This is a genomic window from Streptomyces sp. NPDC001513, from assembly GCF_042894695.1.
Lineage (GTDB): Bacteria > Actinomycetota > Actinomycetes > Streptomycetales > Streptomycetaceae > Streptomyces.
The window spans coordinates 1-26389 of the sequence record NZ_JBIAVU010000011.1 but is presented as its reverse complement, the minus strand read 5'-3'; the positions used below and the strand labels follow the sequence as shown (position 1 = coordinate 26389).

Genomic DNA, 26389 nt, shown 5'->3' with positions numbered 1-26389 from the left:
CGCTTCACCCTTCGGCTTGCCGGTAAATGATGGTGGTGCTGCCCACGACGATCCGCGAGCCGTCGCGGAGCGTAGCGCGGGTGGTGTGCTGCCCGTCCACCACGATGCCGTTGGTGGACCCGAGATCCTGGATCGTCGAGGGCGTTCCGGTCCGGATCTCACAGTGCCGGCGGGATACGCCGGGGTCGTCGATCCGCACGTCGGCTTCCGTGCTTCGGCCGAGTACGAGCGTGGGGCGCGAGATCTGGTGGCGGGTGCCGTTGATCTCGATCCAGTGCCGCCGGGGGCCGCCAGAGCCGGCCGCGGGGGCCGCTCCGGGAGGTCCGCCGGGGGCGGGCCTGCGCGCGCCCGCGCCGCCGGGAGGCGGCGCGCTGGGCATGGGCGGGGCGGCGACCGGCGGGTAGCCGTATCCGCCCTGCGGCTGGTTCTCCGGCGGGTAGCCGTAGCCGCCCTGCGGTGACGGTGGCCCTGCCTGCGGCTGGGAGGTGCTGGAGGCGAGGGTGCGGCTGCGGACCCGGTAGAGCCCGGTGTCGAGGTCGTCGGCCTTCTCCAGCTGGACCTTGATGGGGCCCATGAAGCTGTAGCGCTGCTGCTTGGCGTAGTCGCGGACGAGGCCCGCGAGCTCGTCGCCGAGCTGCCCGGAGTAGGGGCTCAGACGGTCGTAGTCGCCGGCGCTGAGCTCGACGATGAAGTCGTTGGGGACGACGGTCCGCTCGCGGTTCCAGATGGTGGCGTTGTTGTCGCACTCCCGCTGGAGGGCTCCGGCGATCTCCACCGGCTGGACCTCGGACTTGAACACCTTGGCGAAGGTGCCGTTCACCAGACCTTCGAGTCGCTGCTCGAACCGCTTCAGAACTCCCATGGGGCACCTCCTCCGTCGTTGTCGCCCTGTACTGCTTACTGATCGTATCCACGCGTGGCGGATTCGAGTGGTTCCCCATCGCTCCTGTGAGGACGAGTGTTGGTCCTCACAAGGGATCGTAGGGGCGCCGCAGGAACAGTGTCCCGCACCGGGAGCGGAGTGCGGGAGGGGCCGTCCACGGCGGGGTGCGGCTGTCCCGGGAAAGCGATTTCAAACCACCCCGTTCACCGTGCTAATGTTTCGACGTCGCCAGGGGAACGGCCCGAAAGGGAAGAACCACTGGGACGCTGCTCGGGCGAGTGGCGGAACGGCAGACGCGCTGGCTTCAGGTGCCAGTGTCCTTCGGGACGTGGGGGTTCAAATCCCCCCTCGCCCACATCGACGAGACGGTCGTCACTGCGAAAGCGGTGGCGGCCGTTTCGTGTTTCCCCGTCCTTTCTGTTTCCCCGGTCACTTCTGCGGCCCGGCCGAGGGTGATCCAGGACACGTCGTCGAAGTCGCCGCCCGTTCGACTTCCGTTGTCCGACTTTCGTCGGGGTGGGTGCGACGAAAGAGGGCAGTCGGGCGGGGGGCCGGGTGTCTAGGGTCGGGCGGGTGGATGTGAAGGCGAAGGCGCGGGCGGGCTGGGCGTGGCTGAGGGGTCCGGAGCCCTGGACCCGGCGGATGGTGGCGGGGGACCTGGCGGTCGGCGGGGTGCTGGCCATCCTCGGGCTGGGCGTCGACGAGCTCAGCGACGGGTCCGGTCTGCGGATGCTCGTGAGTTCCGTGGCCGTGGTGGCGCTGACCCTGATGCGCCGGCGGCTGCCGGGGACCGCGCTCGTCGTCGCCTCGGCGGTGGGCGCCCTCCTGCCGGGGACGTTCTTCGTCACGCCCCTGCTGGCCTGGTCGGCGGGGCGGCGGATCGTCGGGGTGGGCCGGGCGGTGGCCGCCTTCGCGCTGGCCTTCGTCGCGGCGGTCGGCGCCAGCGTGACGGACAACTCGGCGCAGATGCAGCCGCTGCTGGTGATCGTCTTCTCCACGCTGATGTTCCTGGCCATGATCGTGATGCCGGGTCTGGCCAGCCGGTACTGGTCGCAGCGGCGCACCCTGCTGCGGGCGCTCCACGAGCGCAACGGACAGCTGCTGCGCGAGCGGGCCATGGTCGCCGGGCAGGCGAGGCTGCGCGAGCGGCAGCGCATCGCCCAGGACATGCACGACAGCCTCGGGCACCAGCTGGCCCTGATCTCGGTGCACACCGGGGCGCTGGAGGTGGATCCGGAACTCACCGGCCGTCAGCGCGAGGCGGTGGGCGTGCTGCGGCAGGCCTCGGTGGCCGCGATGCACGAACTGCGCGAGGTCGTCGGCATCCTGCGCGACGGCGTGGAGGCGCCCGCGCCGGTGGAGGAGGCCCAGCCCGCGGCGCGCGGCGTGGCCGGGATCGCGGGGGTCGTGGAGGCGGCGCGGGGTTCGGGCACCGACGTACGGCTGACCACGTCGGGGCAGCCGAGGCCGCTGGTCGCGGCGTGCGACCACGCCGCGTACCGGATCGTCCAGGAGGCGCTGACGAACGCGTACAAGCACGCTCCGGGGGCGCCGATCGCCGTCGAGCTGCGGTACGAGGACGACTCGCTGGTGGTGGAGATCGCCAACGGGCCGGCGGCCGGCCCGGCGGACGCCGAGGTGGTCTCGGGCGGGCAGGGCCTGACGGGGCTGCGCGAGCGGGCGCGGCTGGTCGGCGGGATGGTGCACGCGGGCGCCACCGAGGGCGGCGGGTTCCGGGTCGCCGGGGTGCTCCCGTACGGGACCGAGCCGGCCGGTGTGGAGGACGTGGCCGACGACTTCGGGCAGCGGGCCCACGCGCAGACGTACGCGCCGGACGGGGTGCGGGGGCCGGCCGGGGAGCAGCCGATGGACTGGGCGGCGGTGGACCGGGAGCTGGCCGTACGGGTGCGCAGCCGGACCGGCGGCGTCGCGGTGGGCTGCGGGATCGCCTTCGCGGCGGTGGTGCTGCTGGTGATCGTGCTCGGCGCCGGGGCGGTGCTGCTGGCGGACTCGGCGGGTGACGCGATGATCGGCCGGGACGAGTACGACGCCGTGCACGTGGGCGAGTCGGAGCAGTCCGTCCGCGACCGGCTGCCGAGCGGCGAGAGCTTCATGACGGCGGGGGCGGTGCGCAAGGGGCCGGCCAGGCCGCCGGGCTCGGAGTGCCTGGCCCTGCTCGCCGAGGAAGCCTCGGGAAGCTGGGGCACGGACCTGGTTTTCCGGTTCTGCTTCCAGGACGGCAAGCTCGTCGACAAGCAGGTCTACGAGGTCAAGCAGTAGGAGCACGGGTGACAGCCGAAGTGATCCGCGTGGTGATCGCCGACGACGAGCCGCTGATCCGGGCCGGGATCAGGATGATCCTGACCTCGGCGCCGGACATCGAGGTCGTCGCGGAGGCGGCGAACGGCCGGGAGGCGGTGGAGCTGGCCCGCTCGCACGCGCCCGACGTGATGCTCCTCGACATCCAGATGCCGGTGATGGACGGGCTGACCGCGCTGGGGGAACTGCGGCGGGCCGCGCCGGAGGTGCGCGCGCTGATCCTGACCACCTTCGGCGAGAAGGAGAACGTGCTGCGGGCGCTGGGCCAGGGCGGCGCGGGGTTCCTGCTGAAGGACTCGGCGCCGGGCGAGCTGATCGGGGCGGTCCGGGCCGCCGCGGCCGGGGACGCGTACCTCTCGCCGGGGGCCACCCGGCACGTCGTGGACCAGCTGGCGTCCGGGAAGGCCGCCGCGCGCGGCGAGGAGGCCCGGCGGCAGGTGGCGGCGCTGAGCGAGCGGGAGCGCGGTGTGCTGGCGCTGCTGGGCGAGGGGCTGTCCAACGCGGACGCGGGCCGGCGGCTGCACATGAGCGAGGCGACCGTGAAGACGTACGTGAGCCGCATCCTGGCGAAGCTGGGCTGCGAGAACCGGGTCCAGGCCGCACTGCTGGCCAGGGACGCCGGGCTGTAGATACGGTCAGCCCGTTCGAAGACGATCGATGAACGGGTGGGGGCGGCGCCGATGGCGGCGGTAGCGGGGCAGCGGATTCCGGACGTGGCGGGCTTCGCGCCGCGAACGGCGGCGGGTTCGCCCAAGGCGGAGGGCCGGGCGCTGCGCGTCCGCGTGCCGCGGTCGGCGCACGCCGGCTTCGTGGCGCCGGCCGGGCGGCCGGACGCGGTCCGGGCGGTGGAGGAGTCCAACGCGGGGCGGGTCGCCGAGCTGACTCCCATAAGGGTGGGCCGGATGGCCGCGAACCCCTTCGCGTTCCTGCGCGGGGCGGCCGGGCTGATGGCCCACGACCTGTCGGGCGGCCCCGTGACCGGGGTCGGCGCGCAGATCTGCGGCGACGCCCACGCGGCGAACTTCGGTCTGTACGGGGACGCCCAGGGGCGGCTCGTCATCGACCTGAACGACTTCGACGAGACCGTGTTCGGCCCGTGGGAATGGGACGTCAAGCGGCTGGCGACCTCGCTGGTGCTGGCCGGCCGGGTGGCCGGCGCGGACGAGGACACCTGCCGGGCGGCCGCGCTGGACGCGGTGGGCGCGTACCGGCGGACCATGCGGCTGCTGGCCAGGCTGCCCGCCCTCGACGCGTGGAACGCCATCGCGGACGAGGAGCTCGTCTCGCACACCGACGCCCGGGACCTGCTGGGCACGCTGGAGCGGGTCTCGGAGAAGGCCCGCAACAACACCTCCGCCCGGTTCGCCGCCAAGTCGACGCGGACGGGCCCGGACGGCGGGCTGCGCTTCGTCGACGCGCTGCCCGTGCTGCGCCGGGTCGGCGACGGGGAGGCGGCGGCCGTGGCGGCCTCGCTCGGCCCCTACCTCGGGACGCTGCAGGGCGACCGGCTGCCGCTGCTGGCCCGGTACGCGATCCAGGACGTGGCCTTCCGCGTGGTGGGCACCGGGAGCGTCGGCACCCGCTCGTACGTGGTGCTGCTGCTGGACCACCGCGGTGAGGCGCTGGTGCTCCAGGTGAAGGAGGCCCGGCCCTCGGTGCTGCTGCCGCACCTGCCCGCGCTGGGCTTCACATCGCCGCCCGAGGAGCACGAGGGCCGCCGGGTGGTCGCCGGGCAGAAGCGGATGCAGGTGGTCTCCGACATCATGCTGGGCTGGACCACGGTGGAGGGCCGGCCGTTCCAGGTCCGGCAGTTCCGCAACCGCAAGGGCAGCGTCGACCCGGCCGCACTGACCGTCGACCAGATCGACGACTACGGGCGGATGACCGGCGCCCTGCTGGCCCGGGCGCACGCGCACAGCGTCGACCCGCGGCTGCTGGCCGGCTACTGCGGCAAGAACGAGGAGCTGGACGAGGCGATGGCGGCCTTCGCGGTGGCCTACGCCGACCGGACCGAGGCCGACCACGCCGACCTGGTGGCGGCCGTGCGGGCGGGCCGGATCGCGGCGGAGGCCGGGGTCTGACGGCGTCGGCGGGCCCTGTCGCCGCGGGCGGTGTTTCACGTGAAACACCGCCCGCGCGGACGGGCCGTAGGCTGGCCGGGTGAGCGAGCAGACCGAGCAGCCTGAGCAGACAGTCCCCGGTGATTCCGGCGACTCCTCCGTCACCGGTGAGGAGCGCCCGGAGGCGCGCCTGGAGCGGGCCGTACGGGCCGCCGAGCAGGCGCTGATCGAGTTCGAGATCGCGGTCGAGACCTTCCGCGTGGAGGTGGAGAACTTCTCCCGCCTGCACCACCAGAAGCTCGGCCCGATGTACTCCCGGCTCGACGAGCTGGACGCGCTGATCGCCGAGGCGAAGGCGGCCCGCAGCGGGGATCCCGAGGATCTGCGCAAGGCCCGGGAGGCACGCTCGCTGGTCATGCCGATGCCGGGTGTGGACGAGCTGTTCCACGACTGGCTGGGCTCGGACGGGATCTCCGACGACGCCGGCGCGATGCTCACCGACCGGCCCGTGCGGCCGCCGGAGCGGGTGCGCCCCACGGAGGAGGTCCGCCGCCTGTACCGCGAGCTGGTCCGTCAGGCGCACCCCGACCTCGCCCAGGAGGAGGCGGAGCGCGAGCGGCGCGACGCGTTCATCGCGCGGGTCAACGCCGCCTACGGGCGGGGCGACGCGGGGCGGCTGCGCGAGCTGGCCGAGGAGTGGGCGGCCGGACCGGCCCCGGAGGCGGCCGCGCCGAGCGAGAGCGAGGAGCTGTACGCCCGGCTGGAGTGGCTGGCCCAGCGCAAGGAGCTGCTGGCGCTGGTGGCCCGGGAGCTGGAGGACAGCGCGATCGGGTCGATGCTGAGGATGGCGCCCGAGGAACCGGACCGGCTGCTGGAGGAGATCGCGGAGCAGCTGCTGGCGCAGGTGTCCGAGCGCGAGGCGGAGCTGGCGGAGGCGCTCGCCGCGGAGTGAGCGGGCGGGCCGTGCGGCGGGCTGTGCCGGGGGTCGTGTCGGCGGGGCCGAACGTGCCCGTCGGATAGGTTGTGAGGACCATCTGCGATGAGAGAAGGCGACGTATGAACTTCGGACCGCTTCCCTCGGTGGACGCCGCCGCGGTGCCCTCCGAAGGCTTTGTCCTGGACGTCCGTGAGGACGACGAATGGGCGGCCGGCCACGTCGAGGGCGCCCTGCACATCCCGATGAGCGACTTCGTCGCCCGCTTCGGTGAGCTCACGGAGGCCGCCGAGGACGGCCGCCGGGTGTACGTGATGTGCCGGGTCGGCGGCCGTTCCGCGCAGGTCACCCAGTACCTGGTGCGCCAGGAGATCGACGCCGTGAACGTCGACGGCGGGATGCAGGCCTGGGACGGTGCCGGGCGCCCGATGGTGACGGACAACGGGAACCCGGCCTTCGTGCTGTAGTCCCGGCTCAGCCGAGGGGGTGGGCGGCCAGCAGGTCGCCCAGGGCCTCCTCGTGGGCGGCGGCCGGGCCGAGCTGGAGTTCCAGCTGCTTGGCCCAGGCGTGGTAGCGGTGCAGCGGGTAGTCGGTGTCGGCGCCGAAGCCGCCGTGCAGGTGCTGGGCGGTCTGCACGACCCGGCGTACGCCCTCCGCGGCCCAGATCTTGGCGACCGCGACGTCACCGGAGCTCGGCAGCGGACCGCCGGCGCCGCCGGTCGCGGCGTCGAGCCGCCAGGCGGCCTGCCACAGGGTGACCTCCATGGCGCGCAGGTCGATGTAGCGGTCGGCGGCCTGGACGGCGACGGCCTGGAAGGTGGCCACCGGGAAGCCGAACTGCTCGCGCTTGCCGGTGTACTGGCCGGTCATCGTGAGGACGTTCTCGCCGAGCCCGAGGGCCAGTGCGCAGGTGCCGGTGGCGAGGAGCTGGCGCAGCCGCTCCCAGGCTCCCGGGGTCTCGATGAGGTGGGCGGTTTCCACCCGTACGCCGTCCAGGGCGAGTTCGGCGAGCCGCTCCCCGCTGGTGGAGACCTGCTCGGCGAGGGCGAGGCCCTCGGCGGTGCGCGGGACGAGCGCGAGGACGGCATCGCCCTCGCCGGTGTGGGCCGGTACGGCGATCCAGTCGGCGTTCTGCGCCCAGGGCACGGCGGTCTGCGTGCCGTCCAGGATCCACGCACCGTCCTCGTGGCGGGCGGTGACGGCGAGTTCGGCCGGGTCGTGGCCGGAGCGGCCGTGGGCGGCGGCGGTGAGCACGAGCGTGCCGCGCGCCGCGCCGGGCAGCAGGGCGGCGGCCAGTTCGGGGCTGCCGTGGGCCTGGACCGCCATGGCGGCGGCGCAGTGCTCCAGCAGCGGAACCCGGGCGAGCACCCGGCCCGCCTCGCGCAGCACCAGGCACAGGGCGATGGCGTCGAGGCCGGCGCCGCCGTGCTCCTCGGCGAGGACCAGGCCCAGCAGGTCGGACCCGGCGAGCCTGGCCCACAGCGGGCGGTCGAAGTCGTCGGCGACGGCGCCCGGGGTGAGCGCGGGGCTGGGCACGCCGTCGGGCGCGACGTCCGCGAACACGGCCCGGGCCGCCTCGACGGCCGCCTGCTGCTCCTCGGTGAAGGTGAAGTCCACTGCCTGTCCTCCCGCGCGCGTTCAGGTCTGACGGTGCGTCAAGATAGAACACGTTCTGGAAATTGGACAGAGGAACTCCGGGACAGGAACTCCCGGCGAGGCCGCCCTAGCGGTCGAAGTCGATCTCCACTTCCTCCGTCAGCGGGTGCGACTGGCAGGCCAGGACGAACCCGGCCTCCGTCTCCTCGGATTCCAGGGCGAAGTTCCGGTCCATCCGGACCTCGCCCGACACCAGGAAGGCCCGGCAGGTGCCGCAGACCCCGCCCTTGCAGGCGTACGGGGCGTCCGCGCGGTTGCGCAGCACCGCGTCGAGCAGGGATTCCCCGTCCTGGACCGGCCAGGTGCCGGAGCGCCCGTCGAGCCGCGCGGTGACCCGCCCGTGCGAGGCGACCGCCGAGGCGGCCGTGCGGGCCGGCGCCGTGACCTCCTCGACGTGGAAGATCTCCTCGTGCACCCGGGTCCGTGCGACGCCGAGCCCGCTCAGGGCGCGCTCGGCCCCCTGCACCAGACCGTAGGGGCCGCACAGGAACCAGCCCGTCACCTCGGCCACCGGAAGCAGCGCGGGCAGCAGGGCCGCCAGCCGCTCCTCGTCCAGCCGTCCGGAGGGCAGCCCGGACTCCTGCTCCTCCCGGGAGAGGACCGTCACCAGCTGGAACCGTGCCGGGTACCGGTCCTTGAGGTCGGCGACCTCCTCCAGGAACATCGTCGAGGATGCCGTACGGTCGCTGCGCACGAGGCAGAAGCGGGCGTCGGGGCGGGCGGCCAGCAGGCTCGCGGCGATGGACAGCACGGGCGTGATGCCGCTGCCGCCGACGATCGCCGCATAGTGCCCCGAGGCCGGGGCGGCGGTGGGCTCCAGCACGAACCGGCCGGCCGGGACCATGACGTCGAGGACGTCCCCGGCGGCGATCTCCTTGTGGGCGAAGGTGGAGAACTCCCCGCCCTCCACCAGCCGCACCCCGACCCGCAGCTCTGCCGGTCCCGGGCCGTCAAGCACCGGGGCGGGAGAGCAGATCGAGTAGGTGCGGCGGACCTCCGTGCCGCCCTCGGGGGCGGTGCGGCGCAGGGTCAGGTGCTGGCCGGGGGCGTGCCGGTACTCCGCGCGCAGTTCCGCGGGAACCCGGAGGGTCAGCGCCACCGAGTCGTCGGTGAGCCGGTCGACTGCCGCCACCGTCAGCGGGTGGAACGCGCCGTGGCGGGGGGCGGCCATCTACAGCTCCTTGAAGTGGTCGAACGGTTCGCGGCAGGAGGTGCAGCGGCGCAGCGCCTTGCACGCGGTGGAGGAGAACCGGCTGAGCAGTTCGGTGTCGGTCGATCCGCAGTTCGGGCAGCGGACCGACAGGGTGAGCGGGACCGGCCCGCCGGCCGCGTGCGGGCGGGGCGGGGCGATGCCGAACTCGGCGAGCTTGCGGCGGCCCTCGGCGCTGATGTCGTCCGTCGACCAGGCGGGGGCCAGCACGGTGGTCACCCGCACCGCGGGTATGCCGTGGCCGGTCAGGACCCGCTCGATGTCCGCCGACATGGCCTCGATGGCCGGGCAGCCGGTGTAGGTGGGCGTGAGGGTGACCTCGGCGTGGCCGTCCTCGTGCATCCGCACGCCGCGCACGACGCCGAGCTCGCCGAGGGTGAGCACGGGCAGCTCGGGGTCCGGGACGGAACCGGCCAGCTCGGTCAGCTCCGCCTCCAGGCGGGTCATTCCGGCGTCGGTGGTCACCATGACGCCCCCGGGTGGCTGCGGTGCAGGTGCTGCATCTCGGCGAGCATCCGGCCGAAGGGCTCGGTGTGCAGGCCCTGCCGGCCGGCGCCCGCGGCCCAGGCGCCGGTGCGCGGCCCCTCGGGCAGGGCGAGCCCGGCCCGCTCCAGTACGCCGCTCAGCGCGGACAGCCAGCGCTCTTCCAGGGCGGCCCAGTCCACGCCGTCGACGCCTTCCACCGGCTGGAACATCTCCCCGGTGTACTTCCACAGGGCGTCGAGGGCGGTCCGCATGCGGAGCCGGCTCTCCTCGGTGCCGTCGCCGAGCCGCAGGGTCCACTGCTCGGCGTGGTCGCGGTGGTACGCGGTCTCCTTGACGGCCTTGGCCGCGAGCGGGGCGAACGGGCCGTCCCCGCGGGCCAGCTCCCCGTACAGCTCGTGCTGGTGGAAGGAGAAGTAGAGCTGGCGGGCGATGGTGTGGGCGAAGTCGCCGTTCGGCTGCTCGACCAGCTGGAGGTTGCGGAAGGACCGCTCCTCGCGCAGGAAGGCCAGCTCGTCCTCGTCGCCGGCCATGGACAGCAGGATGCGAGCCTGGCCGAGCAGGTCGAGGGCGATGTTCGCGAGGGCGACCTCCTCCTCCAGGACGGGGGCGTGCCCCGCCCACTCGGCGAGGCGGTGGGAGAGGATCAGCGCGTCGTCGCCGAGCGCCAGAGCCGCCGCGGCGGTGGTGCCGGTGGTGCCGGTCGTACCGGTGCCGGTGCTGGTGTCGGTGCCGCTCACAGGTGGCTCACCCCCTCCGGGATGTCGTAGAAGGTCGGGTGCCGGTACGGCTTGTCGGCGGACGGCGCGAAGAACGGGTCCCGCTCGTCCGGCGAGGAGGCGGTGATCTCGGTGGAGGGCACCACCCAGATCGAGATGCCCTCGCCGCGCCGCGTGTACAGGTCGCGGGCGTTGCGCAGGGCCATCTCCGCGTCGGGGGCGTGCAGGCTTCCCGCGTGCGTGTGCGAGAGGCCGCGGCGCGAACGCACGAAGACCTCCCACAGGGGCCAGTTCTGCGTCATACCCGTGCCTCCTCGTTCTGTTCGGCGTGCTCCGCCGCTTGCCTTGCCGCCTGCTTGTCCGCGTACGCCGCGGCGGCGTCGCGCACCCAGGCGCCTTCCTCGTGGGCCGTGCGCCGCTGGCCGATCCGCTGCTCGTTGCAGGGGCCGTTGCCCTTCAGCACGTCCCAGAACTCCGCCCAGTCGATGGCGCCGAAGTCGTGGTGCCCGCGCTCCTCGTTCCACTTCAGGTCCGGGTCGGGCAGGGTCAGGCCGAGGGACTCGGCCTGCGGGACGGCGATGTCCACGAACCGCTGGCGCAGCTCGTCGTTGGAGTGGCGCTTGATCCGCCAGGCCATCGACTGCGCCGAGTGCGCCGACTCGTCGTCCGGCGGGCCGAACATCATCAGCGAGGGCCACCACCAGCGGTCCACCGCGTCCTGCGCCATGGCGTGCTGGGTCTCGGTGCCCCGCGAGAGGGCGAGGAGCAGCTCGTACCCCTGGCGCTGGTGGAAGGACTCCTCCTTGCAGATCCGGACCATGGCGCGGGCGTAGGGCCCGTAGGAGCAGCGGCAGATCGGCACCTGGTTGGTGATCGCCGCGCCGTCCACGAGCCAGCCGATGGCGCCGACGTCGGCCCAGGTCAGGGTGGGGTAGTTGAAGATCGAGGAGTACTTCTGCTTCCCCGAGTGGAGCTTGTCGAGCAGCTCGTCGCGGCTGGTGCCGAGCGTCTCGGCCGCGCTGTAGAGGTACAGCCCGTGGCCGGCCTCGTCCTGCACCTTGGCCATCAGGATCGCCTTGCGGCGCAGCGAGGGCGCGCGGGTGATCCAGTTCGCCTCGGGCTGCATGCCGATGATCTCGGAGTGGGCGTGCTGTGCCATCTGACGAACCAGGGAGGCGCGGTACTCGTCGGGCATCCAGTCGCGCGGCTCCACGCGCTCGTCCGCCGCCACGGCGGCGTCGAACGCCGCCGCGAGCTGTGCGCCCAGGTCAGCAGTCATGCCCGTCCCGTCCGTCCTGTCTGCCCCGAGGGCCGTGTCCGGCCCCGTCTCCGGGGTCACTGCCACCATTCCGGCCCCTTGTCAGTGTCTGCCGTCCGCCCGACCGACCGATCGTTCGGTTCATTCGCTTCAATGGTGAGACGGCGGCCCGTAGGGTGTCAACCTCTGTGGTCAACCCTGTGGACGCCGGACGATCGGGGCGGGATGGATTCGAACGGGCACGAGCTCGCCGAAGGGGCCGCTCCGCCACCGCCCCGGGCGCCCGGAATAGCCGGTCTGTCCACCCCGTACCGGGTCGTGACGGCCCTGGCCCTGGGGGCGGTCGCCGTGGCGGCCTGCACCCACCTCGCGCTCGTCTTCCTGCACGTGGCCCCGTCCAACACCGTCAGCAAGCAGCACGCGCGGACGATCGACAGCTGGATCTACCCCGAGTTCGAACAGAACTGGAAGCTCTTCGCCCCCAACCCGCTCCAGCAGAACATCGCCGTGGAGGCGCGCGCCGAGGTGCGCACCGCCGGCGGCGAGCTGATCACCACCGACTGGCGCGACCTGAGCGCCGAGGACGCCGCCGCCATCCGGCACAGCCTGCTGCCGAGCCACACCCGGCAGAACGAGCTGCGCCGGGCCTGGGACTTCTTCACCGGCTCCCACGACGAGGACAACAAGTCCACCGGCGAGCGCGGCGAGCTGTCCGAGGAGTACCTGCGGCGGATCGCCGTGAACCGGCTCTCCCCGCACCACCCGGGCGGGCACCTCCTGCGGATCCAGCTGCGCTCGGCGACGACGTCGGTGCCCGCGCCGGAGTGGAGCACCGAGACCACCGACACCCAGACCTACTACCGGGAGCTGCCGTGGTGGACGGTGTGAGACGGGCCCGCGCGGCGCTCGGGCGGGCGGCCGCGAAGGTCACCGGAGAGGCGCTCGGCCCCTACCAGAGCGCCGTAGTGCGCATCGGCTTCGCCGGGACCTGGCTGTTCTTCCTGCTGGCCGAGTTCCCGAACCGCGCCGAGCTGTACGGGCCGGACGGGCCGTGGAGCTGGCGCCTCGCGGAGCGGCTGACCGACTCCAACGGTGCCTTCACGGTGCTGATGTGGTCCGACTCGACGCTGTGGTTCGAGATCGTCTACGCCGTCTCGGTGCTGGCGAGCGTGGGGCTGCTGCTGGGCTGGCGCACGCGGGCGACGTCCGTGCTGTTCATGGTCGGGGTGCTGTCGCTGCAGAACCGCAGCGTGTTCATGGGCGACGGCGGGGACAACGTCATCCACCTGATGGCGATCTACCTGGTGCTGACCCGGTGCGCGCAGGTCTGGTCGCTGGACGCGCGGCGGGCCCGGCTGCGCGGGTCGGCCTGCGCGGGAGCCGCCGGGCCGGTGCTGTGGGGCGTGCTCGGGGTGGTCTTCGCGTACGGGGCGGCGACCGGGCGGTTCGGCTACGGCTGGCTGGCGGCCTTCGCGGCGGTGTGGGTGGTCTGCGGGCTGTGGTGGCTGGTGGACCGCCACGAGCCGGAGGGCGAGGGGCGGGCGGTCCTGGATGTCCTGGCCAACCTGCTGCACAACGCGGGCCTGTTGGTGATCATGGCGGAGGTCTGCCTGATCTACGCGACGGCGGGCTGGTACAAGATCCAGGGCTCGCGGTGGCAGGACGGCACGGCGCTGTACTACCCCCTGGGGCTGGACTACTTCACCCCGTGGCCGGGGCTGTCGGGGCTGGTGGCGGGCAGCGGGACGCTGGTGATGCTGCTGTCGTACGGGACGGTGGCGGTGCAGGTGGCGTTCCCGTTCACCCTGTTCAACCGGCGGATCAAGAACGTGCTGCTGGCCGTGATGATGCTGGAGCACGTGGGGATCGCGGTGCTGCTGGGGCTGCCGTTCTTCTCTTTGGCGATGATCGCCGCCGACGCGGTCTTCTTGCCGACGGGGTTCCTGGTGTGGCTGGGCGCCCGCGTGGCCGCGGTGCGGCCCGCCCGCCGCGCGGTACCCGCCGCCGAGCCCGTCCCGGAGCCGTCCACCCCGGTCCCGGCCGCACTCCCCTGACCGAGCCGCCGTTCCGGGGGCCAGCCCCCGACCCCCGGTCCTCAAACGCCGGACGGGCTGCATTTTCCAGCCCCTCCGGCGTTTGAGGAGCGGGGTCTGGGGCGGAGCCCCAGGGAACGGCGGAAGGGTGGGGCGGGGAGGGCTCCGCGCAGCGGTACGTGCCGTGGACCGTAGGGTCGGGGCATGAGTGAGCTGGCGGGCGCGGACGAGACGGTGCGGGAGTGGCGGGAGGCCGCCGGGCGGGGGGACCTTGTTCTGCTCGACGGGTTCCACACCCTGAAGCACGCCCTCCGCTTCGGCGCCGACGTGCGCCTGGCCCTCGCCGACGACCCCGCCGAGGTCCGCGCGCTCGCCGCCGAGCTGGCTCCCGACGTGGAGGCCGACGTGGCCCGGCTGGTGCGCCGGGCCCGCCTCAAGGAGCTGCTCCCCCGCGTGCACCCCACCGGCGTCGCGGCCCTCGCCGTACGCCCCGACCGCGCGGCCGCTCTCGCCGGGCTCGGGCGGATGCCCAGGTCCGCGCCCGTCGTGGTCCTCGACAACCCCCGCAACCTCGGCAACGTCGGCGCCGTCGTCCGCCTCGCCGCCGGCTTCGGCGCCACCGGCGTGGTGACCCGCGGCGACCTCGACCCCTGGCACCCGAACGTGGTCCGGGCCGGGGCCGGTCTGCACTACGCCACCACCGTCGAGCGCCTCGCGCTGCACGAGCTGCCGCCCGGGCCGCTGTACGCGCTCGACCCCGAGGGCGTGGACATCCGCACCCTCACCCTCCCGGACGACGCCCTCCTCGCCTTCGGCTCGGAGCGCCACGGGATCTCACCGGAGCTCCGGGACCGGGCGGACCACCTCGTCTCCCTGCCCATGCGCCCGCAGGTCTCCAGCTACAACCTCGCCACCAGCGTGGCCATGGCCCTCTTCCACTGGGGCGGCCCGCCGGCCGGCGAACAGGGCGACGAGGAGGCCTAGCCCGCCCCCGGCCAGGATCAGCGCGGCCGCGCCGAGCGTGGCCGCGCCCGGGTGGACCAGCGGCTCGCCGCGCAGTGCCTGCCAGGTCAGCAGGGCGAGCACCGCCGCGTACACCGCACCGGACACGAAGACCAGCCGGACCCGCACCCGTTCGTCGCGCAGCCGGCGCACGCGCGGGGCGAAGGCGGTCAGGACGAGCACGAGCAGCGGGAGCAGCTGCAGGGCGTGCATGCCGAAGAAGTGCGGGATGCGCAGGTCGCCGCCGGTGGTGGACCAGCCCGTGAGGAACATTCCGGGGCCGCCGTCGGGCACGCCCACGCTGTGCCCGCCGTTCTCCAGGACTTCGCCGCCGGCGGCGCCCCGGCGCTGCTGCTCGGCGGTGGGCAGGGTCATCAGGATGGCGAGTCCGGCACCGGTCAGCGCGAGGACCGTGGAGATCCGGATCGACCACGCGGTGGCCCGGTCGGCGATCCCGGCGCGCCAGAGCAGGGCGGCGACGACGAGGGTGCCGAGCCACAGCACGACCACGGTGTTGCCCATGAGCGAGTAGACCCGGGTGTCGAAGGGCGTCGCGGCGTTGAAGTGGCTGCGCACCCCGCGCAGGACCTGAAGGGTGATCAGCACCATTTCCAGGGCGCTCGCGGCGACCACGACCGTCGCGGCCCACCAGACGGTGCGGCGCAGCCGCGGCCCGGCCTCGTCCAGCAGCGAGATCATCCAGGCCAGGCTGAGGCAGTAGGCGACGAACGAGACCGAGAACTTGAAGGGCTTGGCCCAGATCGGCGCCCCGGTCAGCACGCGGTCGTCGACCAGGAGTCCGACGGCGGAGCCGAGCGCCCACACGGCCATGACCAGGGAGAACACCACCAGCGGGCGGTGCCGGGTACGCCAGGTGGGCCATAAGGACTTCATCTGCATCATTCATACCCCCGTGATGAATGGATAGCGGCACTCTCTGCTATCTGATAGCCCCACTATCTATGATGGAGGCGGACAGGGCAAGCAAAAAAAGGGTGAACGCGCGTGCGCATCGGAGAGCTGAGCCGGCGGACCGGGGTACCGGTCCCGACGATCAAGTACTACGTCCGGGAGGGTCTGCTCCCGCCCGGGGAGCTGACCAGCCCCAACCAGGCCAGCTACGGGGACGGGCACGAGCGCCGGCTGCGGCTGGTGCGCGCACTGCTGGAGGTCGGCGGCCTGTCGGTGGCGGCCATCGGCGAGGTGCTGGCGGCCATCGACGACAAGGAGCGGCCGGTCCACAAGGTGCTGGGCTCGGCCGCGCAGCGGCTGGTGCCCGACTACGGCCGTGGCGACGCCGGCGGCGACGGTGCGCCGGACGCGGAGACCGTACTGGCCCGGGAGCGGGTGGCGCGGCTGATCGAGGCGCGCGGCTGGTGCATCGGGCCCGGCAACAAGGCGGCCGAGGCGCTGGTGTCCGCGCTCGCCTCGCTCGCGCGGGTGGGGCAGGGCGGCTTCATCGAGGTGCTCGACGACTACGCGGAGGCGGCCGAGCGGGTGGGCCGCGCGGACCTGGACTACACCGCCCGCCAGGTGGCCCGTGAGGACCTGGTGGAGGCGGTGGTCGTCGGCACGGTGCTGGGCGACGCGGTCTTCGCCGCCCTGCGCAGGATGGCCCAGGTGGACGCCTCCGCCCGCATCTTCGGACAGGAGGCGTCCAGCGCCTGATCAGGGGCGGGGGTCCTACGCCTGGCGGCGGACCTCCACCACCCGGAAGCGGTTCGCGACGAAGGCGCCGTCGCACAGCGCGGCGTTGGCCGCCGGGTTGCCGCCCGAGCCGTGGAAGTCCGAGAACGCGGCGGTCTGGTTGACGTACACCCCGCCGGTCAGGTTCAGCGAGAGCTGCGCGGACTCCTCCAGGCAGACCTCCTCGATCGCCCGCTCGGTGTCCGCGGACGTCGTGTACGCGCCCACCGTCATGGCGCCCTTCTCCCGCACCGTGCGGCGCAGCAGGTCGAGGGCGTCGGCGGTGGTGTCCACTGCCACGGCGAAGGCGACCGGGCCGAAGCACTCCGAGAGGTAGGGCGCGTCCGGGTCCGGCTTGGCCGCGTCCAGCTTGACCAGGACGGGGGTGCGGACCACGGCGTCCGGGAACTCCGGGTTCACGACCTCGCGGGAGGCCAGCGCGACCTCGCCCAGTCCGGCCGCCGCCTCCAGGCGGGCCTTGACGTCCGGGTTGACCAGCGCGCCGAGCAGCGCGTTGGCCCGGGCGTCGTCGCCGAGCAGGCCGCCGACCGAGGCGGCGAGGTCGGCGACGACCTCGTCGTAGGTCTTGTGGCCGGCGTCCGTCGCGATGCCGTCGCGCGGGATCAGCAGGTTCTGCGGAGTGGTGCACATCTGGCCGCTGTACAGGGACAGCGAGAACGCCAGGTTGGACAGCATGCCCTTGTAGTTGTCGGTGGAGTCCAGGACGACGGTGTTGACGCCGGCCTTCTCCGTGTAGACCTGCGCCTGGCGGGCGTTGGCCTCCAGCCAGTCACCGAACTCCGTGGACCCGGTGTAGTCGATCAGCTTGATCTCGGGACGGACCGCGAGGGTCTTGGCGATGCCCTCGCCCGGGCGCTCGACGGCGAGCGCCACCAGGTTCGGGTCGAAGCCCGCCTCCGCGAGGACCTCGCGCGCGACCTGGACGGTCAGCGCGAGCGGCAGCACGGCCCGCGGGTGCGGCTTGACCAGCACGGCGTTGCCGGTGGCGAGGGAGGCGAACAGGCCCGGGTAGCCGTTCCACGTCGGGAAGGTGTTGCAGCCGATCATCAGCGCGATGCCGCGCGGGACCGCGGTGAAGCTCTTGCCGAGGTTCAGCGGGTCCTTCTTGCCCTGGGGCTTGGACCAGTCGGCCTGCCCCGGGACCCGGGTCTGCTCCTCGTAGGCGTAGGCCACGGCCTCCAGGCCGCGGTCCTGCGCGTGCGGGCCGCCGGCCTGGAACGCCATCATGAACGCCTGGCCGCTGGTGTGCATGACCGCGTGCGCGAACTCGTGGGTGCGGGCGGAGATGCGGGCCAGGATCTCGATACAGACCAGGGCGCGCGCCTCGGGTCCCGCGTCGCGCCAGGCGGCCATGCCGGCCTTCATCGCGGGCAGCAGCACGTCCGGGTCGGCGTGCGGGTACTCGACGCCGAGCTCCGGGCCGTACGGGGACACCTCGGCGCCCGTCCAGCCGTCGGTGCCGGGCTGGCCCAGGTCCAGCCGCGTGCCGCGCAGGGCCTCGAAGGCGGCGAGCCCGTCGGCAGGCGCGGTCTCGCCGTACGCCTTGGGGTGCTCGGGATGCGGGGACCAGTAGGCGCGGCTGCGGATCGCCGACAGGGCCTGGTCCAGGGTGGGCCGGTGCTTGGCGGACAGCTGGGGGACGGTGAGCTCGGCGGCCATCAGGGACCAACTCCTCGTTGAGCCGGGCGAAGAACAGCAGACTGGAGTTAGAGTAACCGAACGATCGGTCGGGACAAGAGGGCCCGGCAGACCTGTGGATAAGTCGGTGCGGGAGGATCAGGACATGACAGCAATCGAGCGGTCCCGCACTGTGGCGGTCGTCGGCGCGGGCACCATGGGCCAGGGCATCGCCCAGGTCGCCCTTCTCGCAGGTCACCGCGTGCTGATCTACGACATCGACGCCGCACTCGCCGCCGACGGCGTGGGCTTCGTGCAGGACCGCGTCGAGCGGATGGCCGCCAAGGGCCGCCTGGACCGGGCCGAGGCCGAGGAAGCGATCGGCCGGATCGCGTCGGCGGCCGCCCTCCCGGACCTCGCCGGGGCCGCCCTCGTCATCGAGGCGGTGGTCGAGAACGTCACCGTCAAGCAGGCGCTCTTCGCCGCACTCGAAGAGGTGGTCGCGCCGGACGCGCTGCTCGCCACGAACACCTCCTCGCTCTCCGTCACCGAGCTCGCCGCCGGACTCGCGCACCCCGGCCGCTTCCTCGGCCTGCACTTCTTCAACCCGGCCCCGCTGCTCCCGCTCGTCGAGGTGGTCAGCGGCTTCGCGACCGACCCGGCCGCCGCCGAGCGCGCGTACGCCACCGTCCTCGGCTGGGGGAAGACGCCGGTCCGCTGCGCCGACACCCCCGGCTTCATCGTCAACCGGATCGCCCGCCCCTTCTACGCCGAGGCCTTCGCGGTGTACGAGGAGCAGGGCGCCGACCCGGCCACCATCGACGCCGTGCTCCGCGAGAGCGGCGGCTTCAAGATGGGCCCGTTCCAGCTGACCGACCTGATCGGCCAGGACGTCAACGAGGCCGTGACCCGCTCCGTGTGGGAGTCCTTCTTCCGCAGCCCCAAGTTCACCCCCTCCCTCGCGCAGCGCCGGCTGGTCCAGTCGGGCCGCCTCGGCCGCAAGACGGGCCACGGCTGGTTCCCGTACGGCCCGGAGGCCGTCGCCGCGCAGCCGCACACCGCCGGACCCGAGGAGGCCCCGGCCAAGGTCACCGTGGTCGGCGACCTCGGGCCCGCGGCGGAGCTGGCCGACCTGCTGGAGGAGGCCGGGATCGCGGTCACGGCCACCGAGCACGGGGGCCCGTACATCCAGCTGCCCGGCGAGGGCCAGCTGGTCCTCGCGGACGGGAAGACCTCGGTCGAGTTCGCGGACGTCGTGTACTTCGACCTCGCGCTCGACTACCGCGGCGCCACCCGGATCGCGCTCGCCGCCAGCGAGGACACCAGCGAGCGGACCCTCGCCGAGGCGATCGGCCTCTTCCAGAAGCTGGGCAAGCAGGTCTCCGTCATCGGCGACGTCCCCGGCATGATCGTCGCCCGGACCGTGGCGATGCTGATCGACCTCACGGCGGACGCGGTGGCCCGCGGCGTGGCCTCGGCCGAGGACATCGACACGGCGATGCGGCTCGGGGTCAACTACCCGGTGGGCCCGAGCGAATGGCACGAACGGCTCGGTCGGGACTTCGCCTACGACCTGCTGCACAACCTCGACGAGCGCTGTCCCGGCGGCCGGTACGCGCCCTCGCTGGCGCTGTTCAAGCTGGGCTACGCCGCAGGTGACGAGGAGGAGGCCGAATGACCACGGTCAAGCGGGACACGTACACCCCCGAGACGCTGCTGTCCGTCGCGGTCCAGGTCTTCAACGAGCGCGGCTACGACGGCACCTCGATGGAGCACCTCTCCAAGGCCGCGGGCATCTCGAAGTCCTCGATCTACCACCACGTCACGGGCAAGGAGGAGCTGCTGCGGCGGGCCGTCAGCCGCGCCCTCGACGGCCTCTTCGCGGTCCTGGAGGAGTCGGGGGCGGTCCGCGGCCGGGCGGTCGAGCGCGTCGAGTACGTCACCCGCCGCACGGTCGAGGTGCTCGTCTCCGAGCTGCCGTACGTGACGCTGCTGCTGCGGGTGCGCGGCAACACCCGGACCGAGCGCTGGGCGCTGGAGCGCCGCCGCGAGTTCGACCACCAGGTGGCCGACCTGCTCAAGGCGGCCGCGGCGGACGGCGACCTGCGGGCGGACGTGGACATCCGGCTGGCCACCCGGCTGCTCTTCGGCATGGTCAACTCCCTCGTCGAGTGGTACCGGCCGCACCCGGGAACCAGCCAGGACCAACTCGCGGACGCGGTGGTCAGCATGGCCCTGGACGGTCTGCGCACCGCCCGCTGACCAGCGGGTAAAACCCCCCTGACGGACCGTCGGACGGTTCTGTACTCTGATCATGATTTCGGTCTTGAGCACGTTCAAACGGCGTGTTCAAGACAATCATGTTCAAAACAAAAAAGGGGGGGGGCCGGTGCGTAGTCGCCGTCTCGTAGTTTCCGCTGCCGCCATCGTCGCGGCCGCCGTGGGTTTCCTGCCCGGAACGGCCCAGGCCGCGGATCCGTCCGCGCCCGTGGCCCGACACGCGGCGAAGGCTCCGGACCTGAAGAAGGCCGGAGCGTCGAACATCAAGACCTTCAAGAGCGGTGCCGAGAAGACCCACCGGGGCGGGGCGGCCGCCACCGCGCAGGCGGACGGCGCCGTCGCGGGCAATCCGGACCTGAAGATCGCCCTGACCGCCACGAACACCACGGCGCGCGGGATCCACCTGAAAACCGTCATCACGAGCGTTCCCTCGTCGCTCGATGTCGTCGTCAGCTGGGGCGACGGCGTCCTGGAGAGGATCGACGCGGCCGGCGCCGCCACGCTGGAGAACCACCACGTCTACGCGAAGGCCGGCACGTACAAGATCACGGTCGGCGTGGACGACCCCGCCAACAAGGTCTACCTGGAGAACGACGTCACGATCGTGACCACGGGCTCCGAGTTCACCCCGCACACGCCCACGCGCCTGCTGGACACCCGCGACGGGTTCCGCGCGCCGAAGGCCAAGGTCGGCCCGCGCAGCAGCGTCCGCGTGCAGGTCGCCGACTACGGCCTCATCCCGAAGAAGATCACCGCGGTGGTCCTCAACGTCACCGTCACCAACACCACCGGTGGCGGGCACATCAGCGCCTACCCCTCGGGCACCCAGCGGCCGATCGCGTCGAACGTGAACTACGAGGCGGGCCAGTCCGTGCCGAACCTGGTGATCGTGCCGGTCGGCGAGGACGGCTCCGTCGAGTTGTTCAACGGAGGCTGGGAGTCGGTCGACCTGATCGCCGACATCACCGGCTACTTCACGCAGACCGCGGCCAGCGGCTACACCCCGATGGCCCCGGCCCGCTTCGTCGACACCCGCGAGGGCCTCGGCACGACGAAGGGCCAGGTCCCCGGTCAGACGAGCTTCGGCACGCAGATCAGCGGCCTGCGCGGGGTTCCCCAGGGCGTCACGGCGGTGGCGCTGAACGTGACGGTGACCAACCCGAAGGAAGCCGGCCACCTGGTCGTCTACCCGAGCGGCGGCCGGATCCCGCTCGCGTCCAACGTGAACTTCACCGCCGGCCAGACCGTCGCCAACTCGGTGATCGTCCCGGTCGGCCCCGACGGGTCCGTCAGCGTCCGCAACAGCGCCTGGGCCGGCGCCGACGTGATCGTCGACGTCGTCGGCTACTACAGCCCCGAGAGCAAGGGCGCCCTCATGTCCTTCTCGCCGCTGCGCTGGCTGGACACGCGTGACCCCAAGGGCGAGTTCGGACCGCTGGAGGGCCGCAGCTACATCGCCAGCCAGCTGTCCCACTGGGAGCCGGGGGACACCGGCGTCTCCGGCGTCGTGCTGAACACCACCGTCACCAACACGGCCGGCGGGGGCTTCCTCTCCGTCTCCCCGGACCCGAACTCGTCCCAGCAGTACGAGGAGGGCACCGCGGTCACGCCGGAGCGGCCCACCTCCTCGACGCTGAACTGGACGAAGGGCAAGACGGTCGCGAACCTGGTCCAGGCCGACACGGGCAAGCACGGCCTCGTCGACTTCTGGAACCAGGGCTGGGACGACACCGACCTCGTGGTCGACCTGTTCGGCTTCTACGACACCGAGTGATCCACCGGTAGGTGTCCGGTGGACACCGCGCACAGCGCCCCGGGAACGGCCTCCAGGCCCTTCCCGGGGCGCTGTCGCACGTACGGCCTACTCCTCGGCGATCGCGGGGGCCCCGCCGGCAGGGCCCGGACCCGTGTCCAGGAGATCCGTTTCCTCGAAGACCAGCAGGGTGCGCGTGGAGAGGACCTCCGGGATGGCCTGGAGGCGGGTCAGGACCAGCTCGCGCAGCGTCCGGTTGTCCGGCGTGTGCACCAGCAGCAGGACGTCGAAGTCCCCGCTGACCAGGGCGATGTGGGCGGCGCCCGGAAGCTCGCGCAGCTGCTCGCGGACCGTCCGCCAGGAGTTCTGGACGATCTTCAGGGTGATGTAGGCGGATGCGCCCTGGCCCGCGCGTTCGTGGTTGACGCGGGCCGTGAAGCCGCGGATCACCCCGTCGTCGATGAGCCGGTTGATACGGGCGTAGGCGTTCGCGCGCGAGACGTGCACCTGCTCCGCCACCGACCGTATCGACGCGCGGCCGTCGGCTTGGAGCAGCCGCATGATCGAGCGGTCGATCGGGTCCAGGGGGCGGGGTGTGACCGGCGGGACGGCCGGGGCACCAGGTGTGCCCGGTGCGCCCCCCGGTGGAACCGGTGCGGAACCAGCTCCGGCCATTTGTTCATCCGGCATTGCCCGATGCCTCCCTCTCCTGGACGTCCTGCATCCATACCAGGGCCCCGGCGCCAGTTTGTCCACAGCCTGGAGTCGCCTGTAGCCAAATTGCGCGGACAACCGAACAATCGGTAGGTGAGGCGCCTCACACTCCCCCGGCTACCGCCGGGGGTACCCCCAGAGCGTCCAATCGACTTCCCACGAGGAGGTGTACGCCGCCATGACGGTCCAAGAGCTGCCCGGTGCCGGTGCGTCCCACCGTCCCACCCCGCCGCCCGCCTGGAGGCCCCGTACGGACGCCGCTCCGCTGCTCCCGGACGCCGAGCCCTACCGGGTCCTGGGCACCGAGGCGGCCGACCGGCTGGACCCCGCGCTCATGCGGCGCTGCTACGCCGAGCTGGTGCGCGGCCGCCGCTACAACGCCCAGGCCACGGCACTGACCAAGCAGGGCCGGCTCGCCGTCTACCCCTCCACCGTCGGCCAGGAGGCCTGCGAGATCGCGGCCGCCATGGTCCTGGAGGACCGGGACTGGCTCTTCCCGAGCTACCGCGACACCCTGGCGGCCGTGGCGCGCGGACTGGACCCCGTACAGGCGCTGACCCTGCTGCGCGGCGACTGGCACACCGGCTACGACCCGCGTGAGCACCGCATAGCCCCGCTGTCCACCCCGCTCGCCACCCAGCTGCCGCACGCGGTGGGCCTGGCGCACGCGGCCCGGCTGCGCGGCGACGACGTCGTCGCCCTCGCCATGGTCGGCGACGGCGGCACCAGCGAGGGCGACTTCCACGAGGCGCTGAACTTCGCCGCCGTCTGGCAGGCCCCGGTCGTCTTCCTCGTGCAGAACAACGGCTTCGCGATCTCCGTCCCGCTCGCCAAGCAGACCGCCGCCCCGACGCTGGCCCACAAGGCCGTGGGGTACGGGATGCCCGGCCGGCTGGTCGACGGCAACGACATCGCCGCGGTGCACGAAGTGCTGGCCGAGGCGGTCCGGCGGGCCCGGGCCGGCGGCGGTCCGACGCTGATCGAGGCGGTCACGTACCGGATGGAGGCGCACACGAACGCCGACGACGCGACCCGCTACCGCGGTGACGCCGAGGTCGAGGCCTGGAAGGCGCACGACCCGATCGTTCTCCTGGAGCGCGAGCTGACCGCGCGCGGGATCATCGACGAGGCGGCCGTCCAGGCGGCGCGCGACGAGGCCGAGGTGATGGCCGCGGCGCTCCGCGAGGGGATGAACGCGGACCCGGTGGTGGACCCGATGGACCTGTTCGCGCACGTGTACGCGGAGCAGACCGACCGGCTGCGCGAGCAGGCGGCCATGCTCCGTGCAGAGCTGGAAGCCGAGGACCAGGCGTGACGACGGTGGCGGCGGCGAAGTCCGCGAAGCCGGGGGCCAAGCCCTCGACGATGGCGCAGGCCCTGACCCGGGCCATGCGCGACGCCATGGCCGAGGACCCGACGGTCCACGTCATGGGCGAGGACGTCGGCACGCTCGGCGGGGTCTTCCGGATCACGGACGGCCTCGCGAAGGAGTTCGGCGAGGACCGGTGCACGGACACCCCGCTCGCGGAGGCCGGCATCCTGGGCGCGGCGGTCGGCATGGCCATGTACGGGCTGCGGCCGGTGGTGGAGATGCAGTTCGACGCCTTCGCCTACCCGGCGTTCGAGCAGCTGATCTCGCACGTGGCGAAGATGCGCAACCGCACGCGCGGCGCGATGCCGCTGCCCATCACCATCCGTGTGCCGTACGGCGGCGGGATCGGCGGCGTGGAGCACCACTGCGACTCCTCCGAGGCGTACTACCTGGCGACGCCGGGCCTGCACGTGGTGACCCCGGCGACCGTCGAGGACGCGTACGGGCTGCTGCGCGCGTCGATCGCCAGCGACGACCCGGTGGTCTTCCTGGAGCCGAAGCGGCTCTACTGGTCGAAGGCCGACTGGTCGCCCGAGGCGCCGGCGGCCGTGCCGGGCATCGGCAAGGCCCTGGTCCGGCGGACGGGCACGAGCGCGACGCTGATCACCTACGGGCCTTCGCTGCCGGTCTGCCTGGAGGCGGCCGAGGCGGCGCGCGAGGAGGGCTGGGAGCTGGAGGTCGTGGACCTGCGCTCGCTCGTCCCCTTCGACGAGGAGACGGTCGTGGAGTCCGTACGCCGCACCGGGCGCGCGGTGGTCGTCCACGAGGCGAACGGCTTCGGCGGACCGGGCGCGGAGATCGTCGCTCGCGTCACGGAGCGGTGCTTCCACCACCTGGAGGCGCCGGTGCTGCGGGTGACGGGCTTCGACATCCCGTACCCGCCGCCGATGCTGGAGAAGCACCACCTGCCGGGCGTGGACCGGATCCTGGACACCGTGGCACGCCTGCAGTGGGAGAACTGATGCCGCAGGTCATGGAATTCAAGCTGCCGGACCTCGGTGAGGGCCTCACCGAGGCGGAGATCGTGCGCTGGCTGGTGGCGGTCGGCGATGTCGTCGCCATCGACCAGCCGGTCGTCGAGGTCGAGACGGCCAAGGCGATGGTGGAGGTGCCCTGCCCGTACGGCGGAGTGGTCACCGCCCGCTTCGGCGAGGAGGGGCAGGAACTGCCGGTCGGGGCTCCGCTGATCACCGTGGCGGTGGGAGCGGCATCGCTCCCCGAGGCCCCGGCGGCTCCGGCGGCCGAAGCCGAAGGCTCCGGCAACGCGCCCCGCCCCCTGATCGGCTACGGCTCGGACCACTCGCGCCCGGCGCGTCGGCGACGGGTGCGACCCGTCACCGCCGCGGTGTCGGCGCCCGTGGCCCCGGCCCCGGTGGCTCCGGTGGTTCCGGTGGTTCCGGTCGCTCCCGCCGGGCCGGTGCCCGTCATCTCGCCGCTGGTGCGCAAGCTGGCCAAGGACAACGGCGTCGACCTGCGTGCCCTGCACGGCTCGGGCCCGGAAGGGCTGATCCTGCGGGCGGACGTCGAGGCGGCGCTTCGCCCCGCGCAGCCGGTGGCCGCACCGGTGTCGGCCGCTCCGGCCGCGCAGGGCGAGCGGATCCCGCTCAAGGGCGTACGGGGCGCGGTCGCCGAGAAGCTGTCGCGCAGCCGGCGGGAGATCCCGGACGCCACCTGCTGGGTCGACGCGGACGCCACCGAGCTGATGGCGGCCCGCGCCGCGATGAACGCGGTGGGCGGCCCCAAGATCTCGGTGCTGGCGCTGCTGGCCCGGATCTGCACGGCGGCGCTGGCCCGCCACCCGGAGCTCAACTCCACGGTGGACCTGGAGGCGAAGGAGATCGTCCGGCTCCCGGCCGTGCACCTGAGCTTCGCCGCGCAGACCGAGCGGGGCCTGATGGTCCCGGTGGTCCGTGACGCGCAGGACCGGAACCCGGAGTCCCTGTCGGCGGAGTTCGCCCGCCTGACGGAGCTGGCACGGACCGGGAAGCTGGCGCCGGCCGACCTGACGGGCGGCACCTTCACCCTGAACAACTACGGGGTGTTCGGGGTCGACGGCTCCACGCCGATCATCAACCACCCGGAGGCGGCGATGCTCGGCGTGGGCCGGATCATCGACAAGCCGTGGGTCCACGAGGGGCAGCTGGCGGTCCGCAAGGTCGTCCAGCTGTCGCTGACCTTCGACCACCGGGTCTGCGACGGCGGCACGGCGGGCGGCTTCCTCCGCTACGTCGCCGACTGCGTGGAATCCCCGGCGGTCCTGCTGCGCAGCCTCTAGGCCGTCTCTTCCGGATCTTGCCTGACCCGCGTCGTCTGGCACCGCACCTCGCCGCGTTGTCGGGGCGCCCAAGTACGTCCAGTACTCGGGCGCCCCTCCGCCTTGCGATGCACG

24 protein-coding genes, 1 tRNA gene and 1 pseudogene are annotated in these 26389 nt (G+C 72.9%); 16 read left to right on the top strand and 10 right to left on the bottom strand.

Translation table 11 applies throughout. The features are described from left to right. Positions 1 to 4: 4 nt before the first annotated feature. Positions 5 to 862, bottom strand: coding sequence for a DUF3662 and FHA domain-containing protein (locus ACFYZ4_RS24375; RefSeq protein ID WP_351297005.1), 858 nt, complete (start codon positions 860 to 862; stop codon positions 5 to 7). 293 nt (positions 863 to 1155) lie between these two features. Between ACFYZ4_RS24375 and ACFYZ4_RS24370 the strand changes: the two genes are divergently transcribed. From ACFYZ4_RS24370 to ACFYZ4_RS24345, 6 genes are all read left to right on the top strand, one after another. Further along, positions 1156 to 1238 (top strand) — tRNA-Leu (locus ACFYZ4_RS24370). Between the two features lie 218 nt (positions 1239 to 1456). Beyond that, positions 1457 to 3163 carry a sensor histidine kinase gene (locus tag ACFYZ4_RS24365; protein WP_390784808.1) on the top strand — a complete coding sequence of 569 codons (1707 nt, stop codon included), beginning with the start codon at positions 1457 to 1459 and terminating at the stop codon, positions 3161 to 3163. Positions 3164 to 3171: 8 nt separating this feature from the next. Further along, positions 3172 to 3831 (top strand): response regulator transcription factor, encoded by a 660-nt coding sequence (locus tag ACFYZ4_RS24360; protein ID WP_351296994.1) that lies wholly within the window; start codon positions 3172 to 3174, stop codon positions 3829 to 3831. Positions 3832 to 3882: 51 nt separating this feature from the next. Then, the gene (locus ACFYZ4_RS24355) at positions 3883 to 5283 is read left to right on the top strand and encodes a DUF2252 domain-containing protein (RefSeq protein WP_351296991.1); all 1401 of its coding nucleotides are present in this window, start codon (positions 3883 to 3885) and stop codon (positions 5281 to 5283) included. 169 nt (positions 5284 to 5452) lie between these two features. After that, entirely contained in the window at positions 5453 to 6214 is a 762-nt protein-coding gene (locus ACFYZ4_RS24350) for a J domain-containing protein (protein WP_351297038.1), read from the top strand. 104 nt (positions 6215 to 6318) lie between these two features. After that, complete coding sequence (locus tag ACFYZ4_RS24345) at positions 6319 to 6663, top strand: rhodanese-like domain-containing protein (RefSeq protein WP_351296988.1); 345 nt, start codon at positions 6319 to 6321, stop codon at positions 6661 to 6663. A gap of 7 nt (positions 6664 to 6670) precedes the next feature. Here ACFYZ4_RS24345 and ACFYZ4_RS24340 read toward each other — a convergent pair whose 3' ends face one another. The 6 genes from ACFYZ4_RS24340 to paaA form a co-directional block, all read right to left on the bottom strand. Further along, complete coding sequence (locus ACFYZ4_RS24340; RefSeq protein ID WP_351296985.1) at positions 6671 to 7813, bottom strand: acyl-CoA dehydrogenase family protein; 1143 nt, start codon at positions 7811 to 7813, stop codon at positions 6671 to 6673. Between the two features lie 106 nt (positions 7814 to 7919). After that, positions 7920 to 9023 carry a 2Fe-2S iron-sulfur cluster-binding protein gene (locus ACFYZ4_RS24335; RefSeq protein ID WP_390784807.1) on the bottom strand — a complete coding sequence of 368 codons (1104 nt, stop codon included), beginning with the start codon at positions 9021 to 9023 and terminating at the stop codon, positions 7920 to 7922. Continuing rightward, positions 9024 to 9530 (bottom strand): 1,2-phenylacetyl-CoA epoxidase subunit PaaD, encoded by a 507-nt coding sequence (gene paaD / locus ACFYZ4_RS24330; RefSeq protein ID WP_351296979.1) that lies wholly within the window; start codon positions 9528 to 9530, stop codon positions 9024 to 9026. Beyond that, the gene (gene paaC / locus ACFYZ4_RS24325; RefSeq protein WP_384352931.1) at positions 9524 to 10285 is read right to left on the bottom strand and encodes a 1,2-phenylacetyl-CoA epoxidase subunit PaaC; all 762 of its coding nucleotides are present in this window, start codon (positions 10283 to 10285) and stop codon (positions 9524 to 9526) included. Before paaC ends, paaD begins: the two co-directional genes overlap by 7 nt. Continuing rightward, positions 10282 to 10566, bottom strand: a complete 285-nt coding sequence (paaB, locus tag ACFYZ4_RS24320) for a 1,2-phenylacetyl-CoA epoxidase subunit PaaB (protein ID WP_030009045.1) — start codon at positions 10564 to 10566, stop codon at positions 10282 to 10284. The genes paaC and paaB overlap by 4 nt, the downstream gene beginning before the upstream one ends. Further along, the gene (gene paaA / locus ACFYZ4_RS24315; protein WP_384352928.1) at positions 10563 to 11612 is read right to left on the bottom strand and encodes a 1,2-phenylacetyl-CoA epoxidase subunit PaaA; all 1050 of its coding nucleotides are present in this window, start codon (positions 11610 to 11612) and stop codon (positions 10563 to 10565) included. Before paaA ends, paaB begins: the two co-directional genes overlap by 4 nt. Positions 11613 to 11747: 135 nt before the next feature. Here paaA and ACFYZ4_RS24310 point away from each other — a divergent pair, with 135 nt between their 5' ends. The 3 genes from ACFYZ4_RS24310 to ACFYZ4_RS24300 all read left to right on the top strand — a co-directional run bounded on the left by ACFYZ4_RS24310 (position 11748) and on the right by ACFYZ4_RS24300 (position 14539). Further along, entirely contained in the window at positions 11748 to 12410 is a 663-nt protein-coding gene (locus ACFYZ4_RS24310) for a DUF5819 family protein (RefSeq protein ID WP_384352925.1), read from the top strand. Beyond that, a complete protein-coding gene (locus ACFYZ4_RS24305) occupies positions 12398 to 13576 on the top strand; it encodes an HTTM domain-containing protein (protein ID WP_390784806.1) in 1179 nt (392 codons plus the stop codon). Before ACFYZ4_RS24310 ends, ACFYZ4_RS24305 begins: the two co-directional genes overlap by 13 nt. Positions 13577 to 13759: 183 nt before the next feature. After that, positions 13760 to 14539, top strand: a complete 780-nt coding sequence (locus ACFYZ4_RS24300) for an RNA methyltransferase (protein WP_351289938.1) — start codon at positions 13760 to 13762, stop codon at positions 14537 to 14539. Here the strand turns inward: ACFYZ4_RS24300 and ACFYZ4_RS24295 are convergent. Then, positions 14495 to 15388: pseudogene (locus ACFYZ4_RS24295) on the bottom strand (hypothetical protein); the annotation flags it as partial. The gene ACFYZ4_RS24300 and the pseudogene ACFYZ4_RS24295 sit on opposite strands and share 45 nt — an antisense overlap. 174 nt (positions 15389 to 15562) lie before the next feature. On the opposite strand from ACFYZ4_RS24295, the gene ACFYZ4_RS24290 reads away from it, so the two are divergent. Then, positions 15563 to 16225: a MerR family transcriptional regulator gene (locus ACFYZ4_RS24290; RefSeq protein WP_390784805.1), complete on the top strand. Its 663-nt coding sequence runs from the start codon at positions 15563 to 15565 to the stop codon at positions 16223 to 16225. A 15-nt stretch (positions 16226 to 16240) separates the two neighbouring features. Here ACFYZ4_RS24290 and paaN read toward each other — a convergent pair whose 3' ends face one another. Beyond that, positions 16241 to 17923, bottom strand: a complete 1683-nt coding sequence (gene paaN, locus ACFYZ4_RS24285; RefSeq protein ID WP_351289934.1) for a phenylacetic acid degradation protein PaaN — start codon at positions 17921 to 17923, stop codon at positions 16241 to 16243. Positions 17924 to 18047: 124 nt separating this feature from the next. Between paaN and ACFYZ4_RS24280 the strand changes: the two genes are divergently transcribed. The 3 genes from ACFYZ4_RS24280 to ACFYZ4_RS24270 all read left to right on the top strand — a co-directional run bounded on the left by ACFYZ4_RS24280 (position 18048) and on the right by ACFYZ4_RS24270 (position 21935). Further along, on the top strand, positions 18048 to 19559 hold the full coding sequence (locus ACFYZ4_RS24280) for a 3-hydroxyacyl-CoA dehydrogenase (protein ID WP_351289932.1): 1512 nt from the start codon (positions 18048 to 18050) through the stop codon (positions 19557 to 19559). Further along, complete coding sequence (locus ACFYZ4_RS24275) at positions 19556 to 20143, top strand: TetR/AcrR family transcriptional regulator (RefSeq protein WP_351289930.1); 588 nt, start codon at positions 19556 to 19558, stop codon at positions 20141 to 20143. The genes ACFYZ4_RS24280 and ACFYZ4_RS24275 overlap by 4 nt, the downstream gene beginning before the upstream one ends. 178 nt (positions 20144 to 20321) lie before the next feature. Further along, the gene (locus ACFYZ4_RS24270; protein WP_390784804.1) at positions 20322 to 21935 is read left to right on the top strand and encodes a hypothetical protein; all 1614 of its coding nucleotides are present in this window, start codon (positions 20322 to 20324) and stop codon (positions 21933 to 21935) included. An 87-nt stretch (positions 21936 to 22022) separates the two neighbouring features. Here the strand turns inward: ACFYZ4_RS24270 and ACFYZ4_RS24265 are convergent, their stop codons facing one another. Beyond that, on the bottom strand, positions 22023 to 22604 hold the full coding sequence (locus ACFYZ4_RS24265) for an Lrp/AsnC family transcriptional regulator (RefSeq protein ID WP_351289926.1): 582 nt from the start codon (positions 22602 to 22604) through the stop codon (positions 22023 to 22025). Positions 22605 to 22806: 202 nt separating this feature from the next. Between ACFYZ4_RS24265 and pdhA the strand changes: the two genes are divergently transcribed. The 3 genes from pdhA to ACFYZ4_RS24250 are packed head-to-tail and all read left to right on the top strand — an operon-like array spanning position 22807 to position 26275. Continuing rightward, complete coding sequence (pdhA, locus tag ACFYZ4_RS24260; protein WP_384350639.1) at positions 22807 to 23943, top strand: pyruvate dehydrogenase (acetyl-transferring) E1 component subunit alpha; 1137 nt, start codon at positions 22807 to 22809, stop codon at positions 23941 to 23943. 50 nt (positions 23944 to 23993) lie between these two features. Continuing rightward, positions 23994 to 24962, top strand: coding sequence for an alpha-ketoacid dehydrogenase subunit beta (locus tag ACFYZ4_RS24255; RefSeq protein WP_351289948.1), 969 nt, complete (start codon positions 23994 to 23996; stop codon positions 24960 to 24962). Continuing rightward, positions 24962 to 26275, top strand: a complete 1314-nt coding sequence (locus ACFYZ4_RS24250; protein WP_390784803.1) for a dihydrolipoamide acetyltransferase family protein — start codon at positions 24962 to 24964, stop codon at positions 26273 to 26275. The genes ACFYZ4_RS24255 and ACFYZ4_RS24250 overlap by 1 nt, the downstream gene beginning before the upstream one ends. Positions 26276 to 26389: the final 114 nt, after the last annotated feature.

Coding starts and splice junctions, on each gene's coding strand:
- ACFYZ4_RS24375 (WP_351297005.1), bottom strand. CDS start 862: ATGGGAGTTCTGAAGCGGTTCGAGCAGCGACTCGAAGGTCTGGTGAAC.
- ACFYZ4_RS24355 (WP_351296991.1), top strand. CDS start 3,883: ATGGCGGCGGTAGCGGGGCAGCGGATTCCGGACGTGGCGGGCTTCGCG.
- ACFYZ4_RS24345 (WP_351296988.1), top strand. CDS start 6,319: ATGAACTTCGGACCGCTTCCCTCGGTGGACGCCGCCGCGGTGCCCTCC.
- ACFYZ4_RS24335 (WP_390784807.1), bottom strand. CDS start 9,023: ATGGCCGCCCCCCGCCACGGCGCGTTCCACCCGCTGACGGTGGCGGCA.
- paaD (WP_351296979.1), bottom strand. CDS start 9,530: ATGGTGACCACCGACGCCGGAATGACCCGCCTGGAGGCGGAGCTGACC.
- paaB (WP_030009045.1), bottom strand. CDS start 10,566: ATGACGCAGAACTGGCCCCTGTGGGAGGTCTTCGTGCGTTCGCGCCGC.
- paaA (WP_384352928.1), bottom strand. CDS start 11,612: ATGGTGGCAGTGACCCCGGAGACGGGGCCGGACACGGCCCTCGGGGCA.
- ACFYZ4_RS24310 (WP_384352925.1), top strand. CDS start 11,748: ATGGATTCGAACGGGCACGAGCTCGCCGAAGGGGCCGCTCCGCCACCG.
- ACFYZ4_RS24300 (WP_351289938.1), top strand. CDS start 13,760: ATGAGTGAGCTGGCGGGCGCGGACGAGACGGTGCGGGAGTGGCGGGAG.
- paaN (WP_351289934.1), bottom strand. CDS start 17,923: ATGGCCGCCGAGCTCACCGTCCCCCAGCTGTCCGCCAAGCACCGGCCC.
- ACFYZ4_RS24280 (WP_351289932.1), top strand. CDS start 18,048: ATGACAGCAATCGAGCGGTCCCGCACTGTGGCGGTCGTCGGCGCGGGC.
- ACFYZ4_RS24275 (WP_351289930.1), top strand. CDS start 19,556: ATGACCACGGTCAAGCGGGACACGTACACCCCCGAGACGCTGCTGTCC.
- ACFYZ4_RS24265 (WP_351289926.1), bottom strand. CDS start 22,604: ATGCCGGATGAACAAATGGCCGGAGCTGGTTCCGCACCGGTTCCACCG.
- pdhA (WP_384350639.1), top strand. CDS start 22,807: ATGACGGTCCAAGAGCTGCCCGGTGCCGGTGCGTCCCACCGTCCCACC.
- ACFYZ4_RS24255 (WP_351289948.1), top strand. CDS start 23,994: ATGGCGCAGGCCCTGACCCGGGCCATGCGCGACGCCATGGCCGAGGAC.
- ACFYZ4_RS24250 (WP_390784803.1), top strand. CDS start 24,962: ATGCCGCAGGTCATGGAATTCAAGCTGCCGGACCTCGGTGAGGGCCTC.